This window comes from Delftia sp. RIT313 (genome assembly GCF_000632165.1).
Classification (GTDB): domain Bacteria; phylum Pseudomonadota; class Gammaproteobacteria; order Burkholderiales; family Burkholderiaceae_C; genus Comamonas; species Comamonas acidovorans.
This window is the reverse complement of record NZ_JFYT01000034.1, coordinates 30,907-50,019: the sequence shown is the minus strand read 5'-3', so window position 1 is coordinate 50,019 and position 19,113 is coordinate 30,907. Positions and strand designations below refer to the sequence as shown.

Genomic DNA, 19,113 nt, shown 5'->3' with positions numbered 1-19,113 from the left:
CTGCCCTACCTGCACACCGCAGGAAACCCATGCCGCCTGGCCGCCCACACCACGGCCAGCGATGCGCCCAGCAGCGCCAGCAGCACGGGCGTGAAGGCGCCCACGCCCATGCGCGCCAGCAGCAGGCCGCCCACGATGCCGCCCCCGGCAATCGCCATGTTCCAGGCCGTGACCAGCATGGACTGCGCCACGTCGGCGGCCTCGCCCGCCGTGTGGGCAATGGCGGTCTGCAGCAGCGTGGCGGCGCCGCCAAAGGCCAGGCCCCAGACGGCCACCGCCGCATACACCAGGGCCGGCGCATCTGCGGCCACGCCCAGCATCAGCGTGGACAAGGCGAACAGCGCAATGCTGGCCAGCGTGAGCGCACGCAGGTGGCGGTCGATCAGCACGCCGGTGATCCAGATGCCCAGCACGGAGGTGGCGCCGAACACCAGCAGCACCAGGTCCGTGCGCGCGGCCATGCCCGCCACCGCCAGGAAGGGCGCGATGTAGGTGTAGAGAATGTTGTGCGCCAGCACGAAGGCCAGCACCACGAACAGCACGGGGCGCATGCCCGCCAGGGTGAACACGCGCCGCAGCGGCAGGTGGCGGCCTGCCGCCTGCCCCGCGAAGTCGGGCAGGCGGGCGCGCACCCAGACCATGAGCGCCAGCGCCAGCACGCTCATGAGGCCGAAGCACAGCCGCCAGCCCACCAGTTGGCCCAGCACGGTGCCGGCCGGCACGCCCAGCGACAGCGCCAGCGGCGTGCCCACCATGGCAATGGCGATGGCGCGGCCCTTGAGATGGCCGGGCACCATGCGTGCCGCGTAGCCGGCCAGCAGCGCCCAAAGCAGCCCGGCCGAGACCCCCGCCAGAAAGCGCGCCACCAGGGTCAGCGCAAAGTGCGTGGACAAGGCCGTGACCGTGTTGGCGACGACAAAGCCCGCGATCGCCGCCAGCAGCAGGGGGCGGCGGCGCATGCCCTGCGTGGCGGCCGTCAGCGGTATGGCGGCCACCAGGGAACCTATGGCGTAGAGGGTGACGGTCTGGCCCACCCAGGCCTCGGTCACGGCCAGGCCCTGGGCCATCTGCGGCAGCAGGCCCGCCGGCAGCGCCTCGGTCAATATGGTGATGAAGGCCGCCATGGCCAGTGCCAGCAGGGAGGCAACGGGCAGGCGGTCCTGGCGTGTTCCGGTCATTGCGGCTCTCCCGAAGCCCCGTGGACCTCACAAACCCCGTAGACCGCGTCGCGCAAATCGTTGACGAAGCGCCCCGACATGCCCTCGTACAAGGTGTTGGTGAAGGCCACGACGCTGAGTTCCTGCGCCCGGTCCACGAACCAGGAATGCCCATAGGCCCCGCCCCAGCGCCAGGTGCCCACCGACTCCGGCGATGCCGCCTGCGCCGCATCGCGCAGCACGGAAAAGCCCAGGCCAAAGCCGAAGCCCGGCGCATTGGGCAAGGCCAGCCCGTCGGTCTGGTCCCGCGCCATCTCGGCGACCAGGGCGTCGGGCAGCAGGGTGTTGCCGCCCTGGCGCAGGGCTTCCAGCAGCCGCAGAAAATCGCCTGCCGTCCCCGCCATGCCGGCGCCGCCGGAGGCAAAGGCCTGGGCGTCAAAGATGCGCGAAGGGCTGAAGGCAATGCCGATGCTCCCCTCGAAGGGCGACACTGTCTCGCCCTCGGCCAGCGGATGGGGCTGCGGCACATCGCTGACATAGGCCGTGGCCACGCGCTGCGCGGCCAGCGCATCGGTGACGGCAAAGCCGGTATCGGTCATGCCCAGCGGCCCGGTCACCAGCTCGCGCACGGCCTGGTCCAGCGGCCTGCCGTGCACCTGTTCAATGAGGGCGCCCAGCACATCGGTGGCCAGCGAGTAGCCCCAGGCCGTGCCCGGCGCGTACAGAAGCGGCACGCCGGCGATGCGCTCCAGGTTCTCTGCCAGGCCGATGGCCTGCCGGTCCATGCCGTCCGATACGCCAGCGCGCGCATAGGGGCCCTGTGCATCGGCCTCGAAGAAGCGGTAGCCCAGCCCCGCCGTGTGGCTGAGAAGCTGGCGTACGGTGATGCGGGCGGGCCCGCCATCGGCCAGCCGGGGGCGGAACCGGGGCAGCCAGCGCTCCACACCCTCGTCCAGCGCCAGCAGTCCCCGCGCCACCAGCACCAGCGCGGCAGCCGAGACGATGGGCTTGCTGGCCGAGGCCAGGCGAAACACCGCATCCACGGCCATGGGCAGCCCGCGCTCGCGGTCGGCCCAGCCCGCGGCCTGGCGGTGGACCAGCGCGCCGCCACGCGCCACCAGCACCACGGCGCCGACCAGGCGCTGCGCCTCAAGCGCCTGCCGGACCACGGCCTGGATGCGGTCGGACAGGGGCGAGTTCAACGGGGCTGCAGGCAGCGCAGCGGGTTCAGCAGATGCCGCAGAAAGAGCAATCGTCATGGGAATTCCCGGGATCAATGAACAGGGTCCTGACGATAGAAAGCCCGCGATTAAAGAAAAAGTGGGGTAGATTTCCGGTTTGCGCGGAACTGGATGTCCGCAATGAAGGAGCGGCGTTTGGACAGCCTGAACGGTTTCGTGGTGTTCGTGCAGGTCGCCGAGACCCGCAGTTTCGTGGCGGCCGGCCGGCTGCTGGGCGTATCGGCATCGGCCATCGGCAAGAGCGTGGCAAGGCTGGAGGACCGGCTGGGCGTGCGCCTGTTCCACCGCAGCACGCGCAGCATCACGCTGACGGCCGAGGGCGCGCTGTTCCTGGAACGCAGCCGGCGCATCCTGGCCGAGATCGAGGCCGCGCAGCTGGAGCTGTCGCAGGCCAGCACCGCGCCGCGCGGCCGGCTGCGGGTCAGCCTGCCCCTGGTCAGTTCGCTGGTGCTGCCGGTGCTGGGCGAGTTCATGCGCGCCTATCCCGAGATCGAACTGGACCTGGACTTCACCGACCAGCTGGTGGATGTGATCGAGGACGGCTTCGACGCCGTGGTGCGCACGGGCGCACCCGCCGACTCACGCCTGTCCGCGCGCCGGCTGGGCGACTTCCGCTACCTGCTGGTGGCCTCGCCCGACTACCTGGCGCAGCGCGGCACGCCCCGGGTGCCCGAGGATCTGCTGGAGCACAGCTGCCTGCACTACCGCTACCCCCACAGCGGCAAGCTGGAGCCCTGGGTGCTGCGGCGCGCAGCGGGCGCGCCCGAACTGCAGCTGCCCACCTCCATGATCTGCAACAACATCGAAACCCGGCTGTGCTTTGCGCTGCAGGGCCTGGGCATCGCCTACCTGCCGGAGTTCTCCATCCGCGAGCAGCTGGCCGACGGCCGGCTGCAACCCGTGCTGGCGGACTGCATGGAGCACACCAATGTCTTCCACGTGCTGTGGCCCGCCAGCAAGCACCCCTCGCCCAAGCTGCGGGCGCTGGTGGACTTCCTGTGCGCGCGGGTGTTTCCGCAGGCGCAATCCGGGCAGGCCCCGGACGCTGCCAGGACCGCGGCGCCCAAGACACCCAAGACACCCCAGACATCCGGGACGCGCAGATAGGCTGCGCGCCGGCTGCTGCAGCCTGCAGGCCCCTGCCCTGCCTTGCTGGCTATCGCGCGGGCCCCTATCTGAGTTAGCATGCTTATAGAGCGACGTATTCACAGAGTCATATCGGTTGCTCTGGCCCACCGGCAGGCAGGACCTGCGTCTCGAGCGCTGTGGCGTGCGGGGCGCTGTATCGGTGGGCCATTGCGGTTGACAGCTGGCGTTGCAGATCTCTTTTCTTGTCTCGCTGCGTTGCATGTCTTCTCGTTCCACCGCTATCCATCGTCCCGCCCTTTCCTCGCGCTCGCACGCAAGAACATCGTTGGCCGTCATTGCAGGCGTCTGCTTGATGGCGCTCGCAGCGGGGCTGTACTGGGCCGCGTTGCTGGCCAGCCACCAGTACATGCAGCGCTACACACAGGATCAGGCATGGCTGCGCGTCTCGCAGATGTCCCAGGCGGTTTCCGCGCAGGCCGGGACCATGCTGTCGGGCCTGAACTATTCCCTGCGGGACCTGGCCCAGGACTACGAGTCGGGTGACTCCGAGGCGTTCGGGCGGGCCGTCGCCAGCGTCCAGGAGGCCTATCCGCCCGGCACCATCGTCCAGGTGGCCGTGGCCGATGCGAACGGCCAGGTGGTGTATTCGAGCCTGGCAGCCTCGGAGCCGCCTGCGCAGAGCGTGTCCATTTTCGACCGCGAACATTTCCAGGCGCATCTGAAGGGCCTGACGCAGGGAACCTTCATTGGCCGTCCGGTACAGGGACGGGTTTCCGGGCAATGGGGTATCCAGCTGAGCCGCGCCCTGCACCACCGTGGCGCGTTTGCGGGCGTGCTGGTGGTGTCGCTGTCGCCGCAGTACCTGTCGCGGCAGCTGCAGGCCATCTTCGACAGCCCGCGCGACGTGATCTTGCTGCTGCGCGAGGACGGCACCTATCTTGCACGCTCGCAGAACCAGGATCGGGTGCTCGGGCGCCAGCTGCCCGCGAAGCGGGTGGCGCTGTTTGCCCCCGACGCCACGCATGGCACCTACGAGGCGCTGGCGAGCACCGACGGAATACAGCGCATGTATGCCTGGAGCCGCGTGAGCGGCTTTCCGATACTGGTGAGCACGGGGCTGGACCACGAGGCCGTGTTCGGCCCGCTCAACGAGACCATACGGCAGAGCCTGTGGCGCAACGGCATAGGCACGCTGCTGATTTTTCTGGGCGGGATGCTGACGGCCTGGCTGGCGTTCCAGCGCTGGCGGGAGGAGGACCAGCGGGTCCAGTCCGAAGAGCGCTTTCATCTCCTGTCCGAGGAAGTGCCGGGCGGCCTGTTCCAGTACAGCTGGGACCCTGCCGGCCACTACGCTCTGTCGTTTGCCAACCCCGGCTTTTATGCCATGCACTGCATCGATGCGGATACGGCAGACACTGCCTTGCAGGACCTGGCACAGCGGGTTCATCCGGAAGATATCTCCGCGCTCAGGCGGTCCATCGACGAAGCGATGCGCAGCCATGGGGACTGGGCCTGCAAGTACCGCGTACAGTCCGCCGATGGCTCCGTGCGCTGGCTGCAGGGCCATGCACGCCCGCAACGCACCGAAGACGCAACCGTGCTCTGGCATGGCTACATCCTCGATGTCACCCAGGACGAAAGCCTGCGCAAGGCGCTTCACGAGAGCGAGGAGCGTCTGCGGCTGACCATCGGCGCCGTGCGTGACGGACTTTGGCAGTGGGACCGCGAACAGGACCAGGTGCTGTGGGATGCCCGCTGCTACCAGATGCTGGGCATGCCGGATCAGGCACTCGGTTCGTTCACCGTGGCCGGCTTCATGCATCTGCTGCACCCACTGGACCAGCCTCGCGTCCAGGAACGGCTCAGGCGCCACCTCGAACACGGCGACCCATTCCGTGTCGAGATGCGCATAAGGCAGGCCGATGGCTCCTGGCGATGGATCGAATCGCGCGGGGAAGTCACCCTGCGCGATGCCGACAACAAGGCACTGCGCATGCTCGGAATGCACACCGATATCCAGGAACGGGTGGAGCAGACCCACATGGTGGGCGCCCTGCTGGAGCGCGGAAGCGCCCTGGTGCTTGTCGCCAGCCATCGCCGCAGCATCGTCTACGCCAATGCCCGGGCAGCCGAGTGCTTCGGCCTTGCGGCGGGCGCACTGGAGCCGCAGTGCTCATTCCAGCAACTGCATCCGTCCAGCGACAGCTTCCACAGCTTCGCATCGCTGTACGAGCGCCTGAGCCTGAAGGGCACGGTGCGTACCGAGTGGGCACTGAAGGTCAAGGGCGGCCACATGCGCTGGTTCGACATGCAGGGCGCACTGCTGGACCCCGAAGACCCCCAGGGCAACGTGATCTGGACACTGTTCGACGTAGATGCCCGCCATCAGGCGGAGAGCGCATTGCACGAGGTCCAGCAGCGGCTGGAGGCCATCATCGAGAAATTTCCGGCGGGCATCCTGGTGACCGACGATGCGGGGCAGTGCATCAGGGCCAGCAACGCAATGCTGGTGGACCTGTTCGAGCTGCCGCTGTCCGCCGCGGACCTTGTGGGAAAAAGCCTGCAGACATTGCGGTCCTATTTGCCCCCGGCCATGGCAAGGGCCTTGCAACCTGCACCGCAACCGGGGGCAGGCGCCCTGTCGCAACGAACGATCTTTGCCCTGTCCAACGGCCGCCATATAGAAACGGAGCTGCTGCCGCTTCGCAGGCAGGAGCGGCTGCTTGGCTACTGCTGGGTATTCCACGACGTGACGGACTACAAGAGGCGCGAAACGCAGCTCGAAGCCCTGGCATTGACCGATGCGCTCACGGGTGCCAGCAACCGGCGGGCCTTCATCACGCGCATGGAGTCGGAGCTGGAGCACCTGCGCCTGGGACTGAGCCATCCGTCGGCACTGATCATGCTGGATATCGACCATTTCAAGCGCGTCAACGACAGCTTCGGCCATGGCGTGGGCGACGAGGTGCTCAGGCATCTGGTGATCGCCGTGTCCAAGGAGCTGCGCCAGGGCGACATGCTGGGCCGCCTGGGCGGCGAGGAATTCGCCGTCCTGCTGACGGACGTGGACGCCCCGACCGCACTGCGGCGCGCGGAGAACCTGCGTGAGGCCGTGGCGGCGCTGGCCGTGTCCGTACAGGGCCAGGACAGCCCGATCCGCTTCACCGTGAGCCTGGGCGTATGCCTCATGGACGAGGGCGAGGCATCGGTCGAGCGCTGCCTGGAGCGGGCCGACGCCGCCATGTACTTCTCCAAGCGCAATGGCCGCAATCGCACCACGTGCTGGACGCCCGATACCCCCGTGATTTCGGACGCCAAGTGAGCGCCATGCCAGTGCCGCGACACGCCCGTGCGCCCGGGCAAGGCGATGTGTCAGCTACCCGGCCGCCTCACTCATCGCCGGGCACCCCGTAGCTGGGCGCGGCCGTGGGATCGATGGCGCGCGTCTGGTAGTCCTGCATCTGCGGCGCGTAGGCGGCCCAGAGGCCTTGCAGCGCGCCGATGGGATCGTGCTCCGACCAGTCCACGCGCAGGTCCGCCATGGGCCAGCTGTGCTCGCCCGCCACCTTGAGCGCGGCCGAATGCACGGGCCCGGCCTCGCCGCCTGCGGCCATGGCGGCCTGCATGGCGGCCAGCAGGCGCTCGGCCAGCGGCAGGTCGGCGCTGCGCTCGAAGGCCGGCACCATGGCCTCGATGGTGCGTTCGCTGGCCAGCAGGTTGCCGGCCGCCACGCACTGCCGCCCCACGGCGCTGGTGAAGATGCCCAGGGCCTGGCTGCCGCTGAAGACGCCGATGCGGCCCTGTGCGTCCACCACGGTGACCTGGCGGTACTGGGGCCAGCTGCCGTCGTCCAGCGCCTGGCGCAGCGCGGCCTGGGGGTCGGCGCCCTGCTCCAGCAGGTCCAGCACGCGCGGGCCCAGGGCGGGCAGCGTGATGTTCTGCGTGGACACCACGCCCACGCCCGCGCGCACCCAGGGGCAGCGCGCGCCCACCGCAATGCTGGACGAGCTGATGGCCACGCCCAGCTGCCCGGTGCGCTCGCAGCGCCCCACAATCGAAAAAGTCATGGTTTCTTCCTCCTGCCGATACGGCTGTACCAGGTGCTTGCTGGGGTTGACGCTCAGGCGCTGGCCGGCGGCTGCCAGTCATCGGGGATGACCGCGATCACATCGATCTCCATCAGCCACTGCGGCTGCCCCAGGGCCGAGATGCACAGCCCCGTGGAGATGGGAAACACGCCCTTGAGCCACTTGCCCACTTCCCGGTAGACGGGCTCGCGGTAGCGCGGGTCGATGATGTAGGTGGTGGTCTTGACGATGTGCGACAGGTCGCTGCCCGCTTCCTCCAGCAGCTGCTTGACGTTCTTCATGGCCTGCTCGGCCTGCTTTTGCGGATCGCCCAGGCCGACCAGATTGCCCTCGAAATCGGTGCCGATCTGGCCGCGCACATAGACGGTGTTGCCGGCGCGCACGGCCTGGCACAGGTCGTTGTCCAGCGATTGGTTGGGATAGGTGTCCTTGGTGTTGAACATGCGGATGCGGGTATGGGTGGGCATGGTCTGGCTCCTGCAGGGGGTGGATGGGAAGGTGTCTCAGAGCGCGCTACCTGCTACCTGCTACCTGCTACCTGCTACCGGCTGCGGGCAGCGGGCAGCGGGCAGCGGCGTCGTAGTCGCTGTAGCGGCGCTGCTTGGCGATGTGGTCGGCCACGAACTTGGCGTCATGCCACACGCCCCAGATGAAGGACGAGCCACGGCGCGACAGCCAGGGCAGGCCCAGGAAGTAGATGCCGGGCTCGTGGCCCACGCCGCGGTGGTGGCGCGGCTTGCCACCGGGCTCGAAGCTGTCCACCTGCAGCCAGCTGAAGTCCACCCTGTAGCCCGTGGCCCAGATGATGGAGGTGATGCCTGCGGCGGCCAGGTCGAGTTCGCGCAGGGGCTGGCGCACGCACTCCGGATCGGGCAGGCGCCTGCGCGCCTCGGGCTCCTCGGGCAGGTCCAGGCCGTTGCGGCGGATGTAGTCGTCGGCCGCATCGAGCATGGCCAGGTAGTTGGCGTCGCCGTTGGCGATGTTCTCGGCCAGGTCGTCCCTGAAGCGCACCCGGCCATCGGCGAAGGACTCGGTCAGCCCCACCAGGGTGATGCCCTGGTGGCCCAGCGCGCGAAAGTCCACGGTATGGCCGCCGCGCGCGCCGCTGACGGCAATGGTCACATGCTCGCGGCCGGGCTTGGCAATGGCCGCATCCCATTCGCCCAGCACGCCCAGCCACCAGCAGAAATCACGGCCGCGGTAGGCGCGCGGCGGCCGGTCATGGGCGCCTACCGAGAGAAACACCTTGCGGCCCGCGCGCTGCAGTTCATCGGCGATCTGCACGCCCGAGGAGCCTGCGCCCACCACCAGCACGGCGCCTTCGGGCAGCTGCGCGGGGCGGTGGTAGTGCGCGGAATGGATCTGCAGCAGGCCGCCATCGGCGGGCGCAGCCGGCGCAGCCGGCGCTATCGGCGGGATCACCGGCACCTGGAACGGCCCCGTGGCCGCGATCACGTTGCGGGCCTCGATCACGCCCTCGGACGTTTCCACCGTGAAGCCAGGCCGGCCCTGGTTGCGCGTGACCCGCCTGACCTCCACGCCGGTGCGCACGGGCGCCTTGATCTGGCGGACATAGTCCTCGAAGTAGTCGGCCACCTCGTCCTTGCCGGGAAAGCCGTCGCGGTCGCCCTTGAACTCCAGGCCCGGAAAGCGGTCATGCCAGGCCGGCCCGTTGGCCACCAGCGAGTCCCAGCGCCCCGTGCGCCAGGCCTGGGCGATGCGCTGGCGCTCCAGCACCAGGTGCTCTACGCCGAGCTGGCTCAGGTGTTCGCTGGCCGCGATGCCGGCCTGCCCGGCACCGACCACGAGCGTGTTGATGGTTTGGATTTCAGCTGTCATGGTGTGGGTCTCTCAGGAAAAAAGGCGCAGGCCGTCCCGCATCGGCGCGGTGCCGACTGCCTTGGTGTGGTCCGCAACAAAAAAGGGAAGAAGGTGAAGGCCGCCCGTGCGGCGCTACAGGTACAGGTGCTTCACCACATCGTTGGCCAGCAGCTCGCTGGCCGTGCCCGAGGCCACCAGCTGGCCCTTGAGCAGCAGATAGCCGGTGTGGGCAATGGACAGCGCCGCCTCGGCGTTCTGCTCGATGAGCAGCACGGTGATGCCTTGGCTGTGGATGCGCTGCACCGTCTCGAAGTACTCCTCGATGAGCTTGGGCGACAGCCCCAGCGTGGGCTCGTCCATCACCACCAGGCGCGGCTCGCCCATGAGCACGCGGCCCAGCGCCACCATGGCCTGCTCGCCGCCGGACAGGGTTCCCGCTGCCTGCGACAGGCGCTCGCCCACCCGGGGGAACAGGGCCACCACGCGCTCCAGCGCCTGGGCAAAGCCCTGCTGCGGGCGCAGCGCGTCGTGGCCGATCTTCAGGTTCTCCTGCACGGTCAGCTCGGCAAACAGGCGCCGCCCTTCGGGCACGAAGCCCACGCCCAGGCCGGCCAGGTCCTCGGTGCGCATGCGCGCCAGCGGCTGGCCCATGACGCGGATGGCGCCGTGGTGCACGGGCAGCAGGCCTGCAATCGCCTTGAAGGTGGTGGTCTTGCCCGCGCCGTTGGGGCCCAGCAGGCAGACGATGCTGTGCTCGGGCACCTGCAGCGAGACCTGGTTGAGCATGTTCACCACGCCATAGCGCGTGCTGATGGAGTCCAGTTCAAGCATGGCTGGCCTTTCTGCCCAGATAGGCTTCCTGCACGCGCGGCAGCCGGCGCACCGCCTCGAAGCTGTCGTCGCCGATCTTGCGTCCGTAGTCCAGCACCATCACGCGGTGCGGCAAGGTGGCGATGAGCCGCATGTCGTGCTCGATGATGATGAAGCCCAGCGCCGGATTGCCTTCGCGCAGGCGCTGGATGTCGGCGATCAGCGCATCGGTGTCGCGGTCGTCCATGCCGCTGGAGGGCTCGTCCAGCAGCACGATGCGGGGCTCGGCGGCCAGGGCGCGCGCAATCTCCAGGCGGCGGCGGTCGGCCTGCGGCAGGCTGCTGGCCAGCACGTTGCGGCGCTGGTGCAGGTCGCTGGACACGCTTTGCAGCAGCGCGCAGGCGCGCTCGGCGCAGCGCTTCATCTCGGCGCGCGATACGGCCGGGCGCAGCAGCGCGGTGAGCACGCCGCAGCGGGTGCGCGCGTGCATGCCGATGATCACGTTGTCCAGCACGCTCAGCGAGCCGAACAGCCGGCTGGTCTGGAAGGTGCGCGCAATGCCGGCGCCCGCGATGTCGTGCGCGGCCATGCCCTTGAGCGAGCGGCCTTGCAGCAGCACCTCGCCCTCGGTGGGCTGGTAGATGCCGGTCAGCAGGTTCAGCAAGGTGGACTTGCCCGCGCCGTTGGGCCCGATGATGCCCAGCACCTCGCCCGCCGCCAGGTGGATGTCCACGCCCTGCACCGCCGTCAGGCCGCCGAAGCGCATGGTCAGGCCACGCCCCTCAAGGACCAGCGGACCTGCGGGCGCGGCATGGTGGGTGGGATGGGAATCAATGCTCATGGTTGCGCACCCGTTGGGGGAAGATGCCGCGCGGGCGGATGATGAGGAAGGCGATCACCACCAGGCCGTAGAACAGGATGCGGTAGTCGGAAAACGCCCGCAGCTTCTCCGGCAGCATGGTCAGCAGGAAGGCGCCGACGATCACGCCCAGCGTGTTGTCCATGCCGCCTGCGATCACCAGCGTCATGATGGTCACGGACACCAGGAAGGTGAAGTTGTCCGGCGAGATGAAGCTCACATAGAACGCATACACCGTGCCCGCGAAGCCCGCCAGGAAGGCGTCCACCGCAAAGGCCTTGACCTTGAACCAGGTGACGTTGATGCCGCAGGCGCGCGCGGCGATCTCGTCGTCGCGCAGGGCATTCCAGGCCAGGCCCACGCGCGAGCTGTGCAGGCGCTGCGCCGAGACGATGGCCAGCCCCAGCAGGGCGACGGCCACGTAGTAGAAGTTGGCCTGGCCAGGCAGGCTGTGGCCCCACAGCGTGATGGGGTCGTTGAACGAATGCCCGAACAATGTGGGCGAAGGAATGCCCACCAGGCCGTTGGCGCCGCCCGTCCACTCCAGGTTCATCAGCAGCTGGTGCACGACGATGCCGAAGGCGATCGTCACCAGCGCCTGGTAGCTGTCGCGGGTGCGCATGGACGGCAGGCCCAGCAAAAAGCCGAAGACCGTGGCCACGGCGGCGGCCACCAGCAGGCAGATCCAGAAGCTCACGCCGAAGTGGATGGCCAGCAGGGCCGACGCATAGGCGCCGATGCCGTAGGACGCGCCGGTGGCGAAGTTCGGTATGTTGGCGCTGCCCAGCTGGAAGTTCAGCGCCAGCGCCAGCACCGCGTACAGGCAGGCGATGATCATCAGGTGCATGGCGTAGCTGTCACCGCCCAGCACCCACGGAAACACCAGCGCCAGCACCACGCCCGTGCCCACGGCCAGCGGCCTGCACTGGCCGAAGGCGGCCACGATGCGGTCCTCCACCAGCGGGCGCTTCTGCACCGCGACCAGGGCCACGGCAAAGCAGGCCAGCAACGCCAGCACCGTGATCCAGCTTTCGGCCAGCAGGAACTGGCGCAGCAGCACGGCGCCCGCCAGGGCCACGCCCAGCACGATGGCGGCCGAGCCCGCACTCCGTGGAGCCGCCCGCGGCGGCGCCTGTATCGTCGTTGTCTGCATCACACCTTCTCCATTTTCTGAACGCCGAACAGGCCGGCGGGGCGAAAGATCAGCACCAGGATCACCAGGGCGAACACGAACACCAGCCGGTACGAGGTGCCGTTGGGCACATAGCCCTGCACGATGGTCTCGATGGCCGCAATCAGCAGGCTGCCGACAATGGCGCCCCCGAGCCGCCCCAGGCCGCCGACCACCGCGGCGGAAAAGCCGATCAGCCCCGCCTGCACGCCGAAGTCAAAGCGCACCACGCCCGCATAGCTGGCCAGGAAGATGCCGCCCACCGCGCCGGTGGCCGAGGCAATGAAGAAGGTGTTGCGAAACACCGGCCCCGGCGCAATGGAGAACAGCCGCGCGGTTTCGCGGTCCTGCGACACGGCGCGTATGCGCATGCCCATGGGCGTGTGGTGCAGCACATAGAGCAGCACGCCCACCAGCGCCACCGCCACCAGCACCGAGACCACGCTGATCAGGGGCAGCGGCCCGAACGGGGTGGGAACGGCCCCCTGCGCAATCGCCGGGAACGCGTGCGGATTGCTGCCCTGCGGGTACAGGTGGCGGATCAGCTCGCGGATCACGATGCCCAGAGCCACCGTGGCCACCAGCGGCATCATGGCCGGCGCATTGCGAAAGCGGCTGATCACCAGCCGGTCCAGGGCGACGCCCAGCCCTCCCACCGCCGCAATGGCCACCAGGCAGGCCAGGCCCAGCACCAGCCAGGTGGCCGAGCCGCCCAGCGCGGCGGCCAGGGCCTGCACGGCCGCCAGGGCGATGAAGGGGGCGACCATGGCCACGTCGCCATGGGAAAAATGAATCACCTGCAGCACGCCAAACAACAGGCTGAAACCCAGGGCAAGCAGGCTGTAGATGCAGCCCAGGGTCAGCCAGTTGATGAGTTGCTGGAACAGCGCGTCATGCATCGATAGGGTTCCTCTTGTGTCGGGTTCGGCCGGGTTGGCGGGGCTTCGCTTGTCTCCATGTCACGCAGCCATTGAAGCAAGAAACCGCGCAAAACCTGCGTCGCTTTTGCCGAGGCGCTGCTTCGGAAAACGCGATCCAGTCCCGGGCAGGTGCGGCGATACATTGATCCGGCGGCGTTGCCAGACAGCGCCGGCCAGCCCGCCATGCACCGTGGCGCCCCGCCGCCCCGGCCCCCGCCCGGGTCGCCATGGCTGCCCTTCGTCTTCACCTGAACAGGACCGATCGACCATGCAAGCCTTCACGACAACCACCGCCCGCCTGCCATCGCGCCGGCGCCTTGCCGCATCCGCCCTGGCGCTGGCCGCCGCCACGCTGGCCTGCGGCGCGGCCTGGTCCCAGTCCACCGTGAAGCTGGGCTTCATCGGCCCCGTCAGCGGCGGCAACGCACAGCAGGGCCTGGGCGCGAAGAACGGCTTCCTGCTGGCCATCGACCAGTGGAATGCCACGGCCGGCGTGCCGTTCAAGGTGGAGGGCGTGGTGCTGGACGATGCCTCCGACCCGCAGACCGGCGTGTCCGCCGCGCTCAAGCTGGTCAACGACCGCGACGTGGTGGGCGCCATCGGCCACTGGAACAGCCCCGTGGCCCTGGCCACGCTGCCGGTGTTCAACCGCGTGCAGATGCCCTTCATCGTCTGGGGTGCCATCGGCCCCAAGATCACCGACCAGAACTTCGCCAACACCACGCGCGTGACACCCACCCTGGTCAACGAGAACAAGCCACTGGCCGCCTGGGCCGCTACGGGCCTGGGCGCAAGAAAGATCGCCATCATTGCCGACACCAGCGACTACGGGCGCGCCAACCTGGCCTCGTTCGGCAGCTTCTACAAGGCAGAAAAAGGCAGCGTGGTGGCCGAGGAAAGCTACCCCGTGGGCACCACGGATTTCCGCTCCATCCTCACCAAGATCAAGAGCCTGAACCCCGACGCGGTCTACTTCGGCGGCGTGATCACCGAGGCCGGCATCGTGCGCAAGCAGATGGCCGAGCTGGGCATGAAGCAGCCCATGCTGGGCATCAGCGGCATCTTCGATCCGCAGCTGATCCAGATCGCCGGCCCGGCCGCGGACGGCACCATCGTCGGCACGCCCAAATCGCAGACCAACCCCCGGCTGGACGCCATGAGCCGCGCCTATGCCGCCAAGGGCTATGCCGACTCCGAGAGCCCGTACACCAAGTACGCCTACGACGCCACCGGCATCCTTTTGCAATCGCTCAAGACGGCAGGCACCAAGGACCGGCAGGCCGTGGCCAAGGCCATCCGCGCCATACGCTACGACGGCGTGACCGGTACCGTGACCTTCGACGCCAACGGCCAGACGCAGGTGCCCGTGGAGTTGCAGCTGCACGAGGTCAAAGACGGCAAGTGGGCCAGCCGCTGATGATCAGGACAGGCAGCCAGTACCGCGACTCCATCCGCGATGGCCGGCGGGTCTGGATGAACGGCGAGCGCGTCAAGGACGTGACCACCCACCCCATGTTCAAGCCGCTGGTGGACATCCGCGCGCGCATGTACGACCTGCAGCACGAGGCCGCGCTGCGCGACGCGCTCACCTACGACGAAGGCGACGGCGAGCGCCACCCCATCGCCCACAAGCTGCCGCTGACGCGCCAGGACTGGTGGGACAAGCGCCGCGCCACCGACCTGCTGCTGGAGGACATGGGCGGCGTGGTCATGCGCGTGGGCGACGAGAGCGTGGGCGAGATGTGGTCGCTGTTCGATGGCCAGGACGTGCTCAACGAGCTGGACCCGCGCTTTTCCGCCAACATCCGCACCCACATCCGCCGCGTGGTGCAGGGCGACCTGTTCCACGTATCGGCCAACACCGACCCCAAGGGCGACCGCTCGCGCCTGCCGCAGGACCAGGACCCCGACGTGCTGCTGCATGTGGTGAAGGAGACCGATGCAGGCGTCATCGTGCGCGGCGCCAAGTACGAGACCGCTGCCGCCTATGCCAACCAGGCCTTCACCAAGCCGGGGCTGGCGCTCTGGGGCGACGCGGCGCAGTCCGAATACGCCATAGGCTTCATCTGCGACCTGGGCGCGCCCGGCCTGCGCTTCATCTGCCGCCCGGGCCTGGCCGCCCGCGCATCGGCCCAGGACCATCCGTTGAGCCATCGCTTCGACGAAGTGGATGCCATCGTGGTCTTCGACGACGTGCTGGTTCCCTGGGAGAACGTGCTGTTCTACCGCCACACCCGGGCCGCCCATTTCCTGCGCGAGACGCTGCACCGCTATTCGGCCTTCACCTTCCTGCAGCGCAGCCTGAAGCTGGCCGACATGCTGATAGGCACGGCCCTGCACAACGCGCGCCAGACCGGCGTGGAGAAGCTGCAGGCCGTGCAGGACAGACTGGCCGGCCTGGCCTGCTACCGCGAAGGCATCAACGCCCACCTCACGGCCGCCATCGCGCTGGCCGAGCGCAGCCCGGCCGGGCTGATGATGCCCAACCAGTCGCTGCTGTTCACCGGAAGGTCGCTGGCCACCGGCCAGCTGCACCACATGATGAACACCGTGCGCGAGCTGTGCGGCGGCCAGGTCTGCCTGACGCCGGACCACGCCAGCTTCGAGAACGAGGAAACCGGCCCCTGGCTGCGCAAGTTCTACACCCTCGGCCCGCAATGGCAGGCCGACGACCGCCGCAGGCTGCTGGCCTATGCGCGCGACCTGCTCGACTCGGACCACGCCGGCCACCGGCTCAGCTTCCAGCTGTTTGCGCAATGCCCGCCCTACGCCCAGACGGCGGCCGTGTACCGGCATTTCAACTGGGATGCGCCGCTGGACTTCGTGGGCAAGTCCGCCGGCCTGACGGACCGCGTGAAGGCCACGCAGGCGCCGGCCCAGGGCGACGGTGCGGTGGCGCAATGGTTTCGCAGTCACAACGCCAGCGACTGAAGGCTGCCGGGTCCCGACCGCCGCACAATGCAGGCGCCTTGCGGGAAGGGCCTCTTGCAGCGCGGTCCGCCGCTTGGTCAACTACGCGGCGGATCACCCTGGCCGCCCTCCCCCTCTCCACCTCTTGCACACCGTGCTGACACGACTGACCTTCAGACAATTGGAATACTGCGTGGCAGCGGGCGAGTTCGGCAGCATTGCCGAGGCCGCCAACCGCATCCACGTCTCGCCCTCGTCCATCTCATCGGCCATCACCCAGGTGGAGGCCGAGCTGCAGGTGCCGCTGTTCGTGCGCCACCATGCGCAAGGCCTGTCCGTCACGCCCGCAGGCGCCGAGGTCCTGCGGGAGATCCGCGGCCTGCTTGACCAGGCCATGGCCTTGTACGACGTGGCCAGCAGCGCGCAAAGCCAGGTGCGCGGCCCCGTGCGCGTGGGCTGCTTCACCACGCTGGCGGCCATGGTCGCCCCCGAGCTGTGCCAGGGATTCGCGCGCGCCCACCCCAAGGCCACGGTCACCCAGATCGAGGACCACCAGGAAGGCCTGATCCACAAGCTGCGCACCGCGCAGATCGATGTCGCCATCACCTACGACCTGCTGGTGGCCGAATCGGACATCTGCTTCGAGCCGCTGGCCCAGCTGCCGCCCATGGTCATCGTCAGCGAACTCAACCCACTGGCCAACCACCGCTACACCACGCTGGAGGCGCTGGCCCAGCTGCCCATGGTCCTGCTGGACCTGCCCCTGAGCCGTGAATACTTCATGTCGCTGTTCCGCGAAGCCGGCGTCTCGCCCCTGATCGCGGCCCGCAGCGCCAGCCCCGACGTGGTGCGCTCCCTGGTCGCCAACGACGTGGGCTACTCCCTGGTCAACGTGCGCCCGCGCAACTCCCACGCGCTGGACGGCAAGAAGATCGTCAACCTGCACCTGAACGGCAACCACCGCCCCATGAAACTGGGCCTGGCCTGGGCCCGCGAACAAAAGCCCCGCCACGTGGTGGAAGCCTTCATGCACCGCTGCCGCAGCTTCATCTCCAATGAATACATTCCGGGGATGACGGCGCCTGGGCGCGGGGAGGAGAACTGAGCGGCGCGCAGACCGAATCAGGGAGCCTGTCAGCTCGTGCTCTTGCGCACCTCGTAATGCAGCACCGCCATGCCCTCGCCAATCTGCCGCACGGACAACAAACGCAGCACCGGATGCAGCACCCGGCGCGGAAACAGCGGCTTGCCCCGGCCCAGCGTGGCCGAGCCCACGCTCAGGATCATCTCGTCCAGCAGGCCCGCGTCGTAGAACTGGCCTGCCAGGTCCCCTCCTCCCATGATCCAGAGGTTGCGCCCACCGGCCGCAGCCTGCATCTGCGCATGCACGGCACGCACATCACCGCTGACAAACCGGATATCGGCACCCGGGATACCAGGCAGCGTGCGGCTGGAAAACACCCAGGCAGGCTGCGTATAGGGCCACGCCGCCCCGGTCTCCTGCGCCACCGTCTCCGCGTGGCGCAGCATCCATTCGTAGGTGGCCGACCCCATGGCCAGCGCGCCCACGCCGGCAATGAACTCCGGGTAGCCCGTGGCCTGCATGTCGCCCAGCGGGAACAGCCAGTCCAGGGAATCGTCCTCGGTGGCCAGGAATCCGTCGAGTGAGGTGGCGGCGAAGTACTGGGTTTTCATGGGGGAGATGGTAGCCAGGCAGGCGGGGCAAGGCCATCCGCCCGGGTGTTGTGCGGGCCGGGCCCTGACCTCATCGTCAAATTTCTTTTGAAACCGCCTTCAGTCCTGCGGGTCTTTTTCAATTGAAACACCCAGGTCAACATCGCTCCATGCCCAGACGACTTGCGAACCGGATTTCCGCCACCGCCCCAACACCTGTACAGCTCCGCCAAAGAACCGCATGACCACCGCCTCCACGCCCCTGTTTAGCCCCCTGCAGCTCGGACCACTCAGCCTGCCCAACCGCATGGTGATGGCCCCCATGACGCGCAGCCGCACCAGCCAGCCAGGCGACGTGCCCAATGCATTGATGGCCACCTACTACGCACAACGCGCCAGCGCCGGCCTGATCGTCTCGGAAGCCACCCAGATCTCCCGCCAGGGCCAAGGCTACAGCTTCACCCCCGGCATCCATTCAGAGGCGCAGGTGGACGGTTGGCGCCGCGTCACGGACGCGGTGCACGCCGCCGGCGGGCGCATGGTGCTGCAGCTGTGGCACGTTGGCCGCATGTCGCATGCCAGCTTTCACGCCGATGGCCTGCCGGTCGCGCCTTCGGCGCTGTCGCCCCAAGCGCAGGTCTGGGTGGTCGGCGACGACGGTGTCGGCCGCATGGTCGACTGCCCCGTACCGCGCGCACTGAGCGCACAGGACATCCAGGACGTGATCGGCGACTTCCGCAGGGGCGCGGCCAATGCGATGCGTGCCGGTTTCGATGGCGTGGAAATCCACGGCGGCAACGGCTACCTGATCGATCAGTTCCTGCGCACCACCTCCAACCACCGCACCGACGCCTACGGCAGCGGCATCGCCCGGCGCACGCGCTTCGCCGAAGAGGTCGCGGCCGCCGTGGCGGGCGAGGTCGGGGCCGAGCGCACCGGCATCCGCCTGGCGCCCTTCATCACACAGCGCAACATGAACTGCCCGCAGATCATTGAGACCATCCTGCATCTGGCCAGCAGGCTCGACGAGATCGGCCTGGCCTACATCCACCTGTCGGAAGCCGATTGGGACGATGCGCCCGAGATTCCGCACGACTTCCGCCACGCGCTGCGCCGCGCCTACCAGGGCAAGGTGATCGTTGCGGGCAAGTACGACGCGGAGCGCGCCCAAGCCATCCTGCACGAGGGCCTGGCAGACCTCGTCGCCTTCGGCCGCCCCTTCATTGCCAACCCGGACCTGCCGGCGCGCTACGCCGCCCAGGCGCCGCTGGCCGCATTCGATCCGCAGGCCCTGTTTGGCGGCGACGCGCGCGGCTACTCGGACTACGCAGCCCTCGCCACTGCCTGAAACCCTCCTTGCTCTCCCCTCTTCC

General features: G+C 68.4%; 16 protein-coding genes. 6 read left to right on the top strand and 10 right to left on the bottom strand.

The features are described from left to right. Positions 1–5 precede the first annotated feature (5 nt). Both BW39_RS07330 and BW39_RS07325 read right to left on the bottom strand, forming a co-directional pair. Positions 6–1,178 carry an MFS transporter gene (locus tag BW39_RS07330; protein WP_043820778.1) on the bottom strand — a complete coding sequence of 391 codons (1,173 nt, stop codon included), beginning with the start codon at positions 1,176–1,178 and terminating at the stop codon, positions 6–8. Then, complete coding sequence (locus BW39_RS07325) at positions 1,175–2,416, bottom strand: serine hydrolase domain-containing protein (RefSeq protein ID WP_043820776.1); 1,242 nt, start codon at positions 2,414–2,416, stop codon at positions 1,175–1,177. The genes BW39_RS07330 and BW39_RS07325 overlap by 4 nt, the downstream gene beginning before the upstream one ends. Positions 2,417–2,533: 117 nt before the next feature. On the opposite strand from BW39_RS07325, the gene BW39_RS07320 reads away from it, so the two are divergent. After that, entirely contained in the window at positions 2,534–3,505 is a 972-nt protein-coding gene (locus tag BW39_RS07320; protein ID WP_043820820.1) for a LysR family transcriptional regulator, read from the top strand. Positions 3,506–3,839: 334 nt separating this feature from the next. Further along, entirely contained in the window at positions 3,840–6,809 is a 2,970-nt protein-coding gene (locus BW39_RS07315; RefSeq protein ID WP_081816145.1) for a diguanylate cyclase, read from the top strand. A 67-nt stretch (positions 6,810–6,876) separates the two neighbouring features. Here BW39_RS07315 and BW39_RS07310 read toward each other — a convergent pair whose 3' ends face one another. From BW39_RS07310 to BW39_RS07280, 7 genes are all read right to left on the bottom strand, one after another. Beyond that, positions 6,877–7,554 carry a DUF1028 domain-containing protein gene (locus tag BW39_RS07310; RefSeq protein WP_043820772.1) on the bottom strand — a complete coding sequence of 226 codons (678 nt, stop codon included), beginning with the start codon at positions 7,552–7,554 and terminating at the stop codon, positions 6,877–6,879. A gap of 53 nt (positions 7,555–7,607) precedes the next feature. After that, positions 7,608–8,042, bottom strand: coding sequence for a RidA family protein (locus tag BW39_RS07305; RefSeq protein ID WP_012204875.1), 435 nt, complete (start codon positions 8,040–8,042; stop codon positions 7,608–7,610). Positions 8,043–8,109: 67 nt separating this feature from the next. Further along, on the bottom strand, positions 8,110–9,414 hold the full coding sequence (locus tag BW39_RS07300) for a flavin-containing monooxygenase (RefSeq protein ID WP_043820770.1): 1,305 nt from the start codon (positions 9,412–9,414) through the stop codon (positions 8,110–8,112). 114 nt (positions 9,415–9,528) lie between these two features. Next, entirely contained in the window at positions 9,529–10,227 is a 699-nt protein-coding gene (locus BW39_RS07295) for an ABC transporter ATP-binding protein (RefSeq protein WP_016448200.1), read from the bottom strand. Further along, complete coding sequence (locus BW39_RS07290; protein WP_016448201.1) at positions 10,220–11,047, bottom strand: ABC transporter ATP-binding protein; 828 nt, start codon at positions 11,045–11,047, stop codon at positions 10,220–10,222. Before BW39_RS07290 ends, BW39_RS07295 begins: the two co-directional genes overlap by 8 nt. After that, positions 11,037–12,218, bottom strand: coding sequence for a branched-chain amino acid ABC transporter permease (locus BW39_RS07285; protein WP_012204871.1), 1,182 nt, complete (start codon positions 12,216–12,218; stop codon positions 11,037–11,039). Before BW39_RS07285 ends, BW39_RS07290 begins: the two co-directional genes overlap by 11 nt. Continuing rightward, entirely contained in the window at positions 12,218–13,135 is a 918-nt protein-coding gene (locus tag BW39_RS07280) for a branched-chain amino acid ABC transporter permease (protein WP_013802992.1), read from the bottom strand. The genes BW39_RS07285 and BW39_RS07280 overlap by 1 nt, the downstream gene beginning before the upstream one ends. A gap of 289 nt (positions 13,136–13,424) precedes the next feature. Between BW39_RS07280 and BW39_RS07275 the strand changes: the two genes are divergently transcribed. The 3 genes from BW39_RS07275 to BW39_RS07265 all read left to right on the top strand — a co-directional run bounded on the left by BW39_RS07275 (position 13,425) and on the right by BW39_RS07265 (position 17,171). Beyond that, positions 13,425–14,573 (top strand): branched-chain amino acid ABC transporter substrate-binding protein, encoded by a 1,149-nt coding sequence (locus tag BW39_RS07275; RefSeq protein WP_043820769.1) that lies wholly within the window; start codon positions 13,425–13,427, stop codon positions 14,571–14,573. Beyond that, entirely contained in the window at positions 14,573–16,087 is a 1,515-nt protein-coding gene (locus BW39_RS07270; RefSeq protein ID WP_043820819.1) for a 4-hydroxyphenylacetate 3-hydroxylase family protein, read from the top strand. Before BW39_RS07275 ends, BW39_RS07270 begins: the two co-directional genes overlap by 1 nt. Positions 16,088–16,220: 133 nt before the next feature. Beyond that, positions 16,221–17,171 (top strand): LysR family transcriptional regulator, encoded by a 951-nt coding sequence (locus BW39_RS07265; RefSeq protein ID WP_043820818.1) that lies wholly within the window; start codon positions 16,221–16,223, stop codon positions 17,169–17,171. Between the two features lie 29 nt (positions 17,172–17,200). Here the strand turns inward: BW39_RS07265 and BW39_RS07260 are convergent, their stop codons facing one another. Further along, on the bottom strand, positions 17,201–17,761 hold the full coding sequence (locus BW39_RS07260) for a dihydrofolate reductase family protein (RefSeq protein ID WP_043820768.1): 561 nt from the start codon (positions 17,759–17,761) through the stop codon (positions 17,201–17,203). Between the two features lie 220 nt (positions 17,762–17,981). Between BW39_RS07260 and BW39_RS07255 the strand changes: the two genes are divergently transcribed. Further along, entirely contained in the window at positions 17,982–19,088 is a 1,107-nt protein-coding gene (locus tag BW39_RS07255) for an alkene reductase (RefSeq protein ID WP_043820765.1), read from the top strand. The last annotated feature ends 25 nt before the right edge of the window (positions 19,089–19,113 follow it).

Excerpts from the sequence above, each read along its gene's own strand:
- BW39_RS07290 (WP_016448201.1), bottom strand. The coding sequence starts at position 11,047 with ATGAGCATTGATTCCCATCCCACCCACCATGCCGCGCCCGCAGGTCCG.
- BW39_RS07280 (WP_013802992.1), bottom strand. The coding sequence starts at position 13,135 with ATGCATGACGCGCTGTTCCAGCAACTCATCAACTGGCTGACCCTGGGC.
- BW39_RS07315 (WP_081816145.1), top strand. The coding sequence starts at position 3,840 with ATGGCGCTCGCAGCGGGGCTGTACTGGGCCGCGTTGCTGGCCAGCCAC.
- BW39_RS07270 (WP_043820819.1), top strand. The coding sequence starts at position 14,573 with ATGATCAGGACAGGCAGCCAGTACCGCGACTCCATCCGCGATGGCCGG.
- BW39_RS07255 (WP_043820765.1), top strand. The coding sequence starts at position 17,982 with ATGACCACCGCCTCCACGCCCCTGTTTAGCCCCCTGCAGCTCGGACCA.
- BW39_RS07330 (WP_043820778.1), bottom strand. The coding sequence starts at position 1,178 with ATGACCGGAACACGCCAGGACCGCCTGCCCGTTGCCTCCCTGCTGGCA.
- BW39_RS07260 (WP_043820768.1), bottom strand. The coding sequence starts at position 17,761 with ATGAAAACCCAGTACTTCGCCGCCACCTCACTCGACGGATTCCTGGCC.
- BW39_RS07275 (WP_043820769.1), top strand. The coding sequence starts at position 13,425 with ATGCAAGCCTTCACGACAACCACCGCCCGCCTGCCATCGCGCCGGCGC.
- BW39_RS07325 (WP_043820776.1), bottom strand. The coding sequence starts at position 2,416 with ATGACGATTGCTCTTTCTGCGGCATCTGCTGAACCCGCTGCGCTGCCT.
- BW39_RS07285 (WP_012204871.1), bottom strand. The coding sequence starts at position 12,218 with ATGCAGACAACGACGATACAGGCGCCGCCGCGGGCGGCTCCACGGAGT.
- BW39_RS07295 (WP_016448200.1), bottom strand. The coding sequence starts at position 10,227 with ATGCTTGAACTGGACTCCATCAGCACGCGCTATGGCGTGGTGAACATG.
- BW39_RS07300 (WP_043820770.1), bottom strand. The coding sequence starts at position 9,414 with ATGACAGCTGAAATCCAAACCATCAACACGCTCGTGGTCGGTGCCGGG.
- BW39_RS07305 (WP_012204875.1), bottom strand. The coding sequence starts at position 8,042 with ATGCCCACCCATACCCGCATCCGCATGTTCAACACCAAGGACACCTAT.
- BW39_RS07310 (WP_043820772.1), bottom strand. The coding sequence starts at position 7,554 with ATGACTTTTTCGATTGTGGGGCGCTGCGAGCGCACCGGGCAGCTGGGC.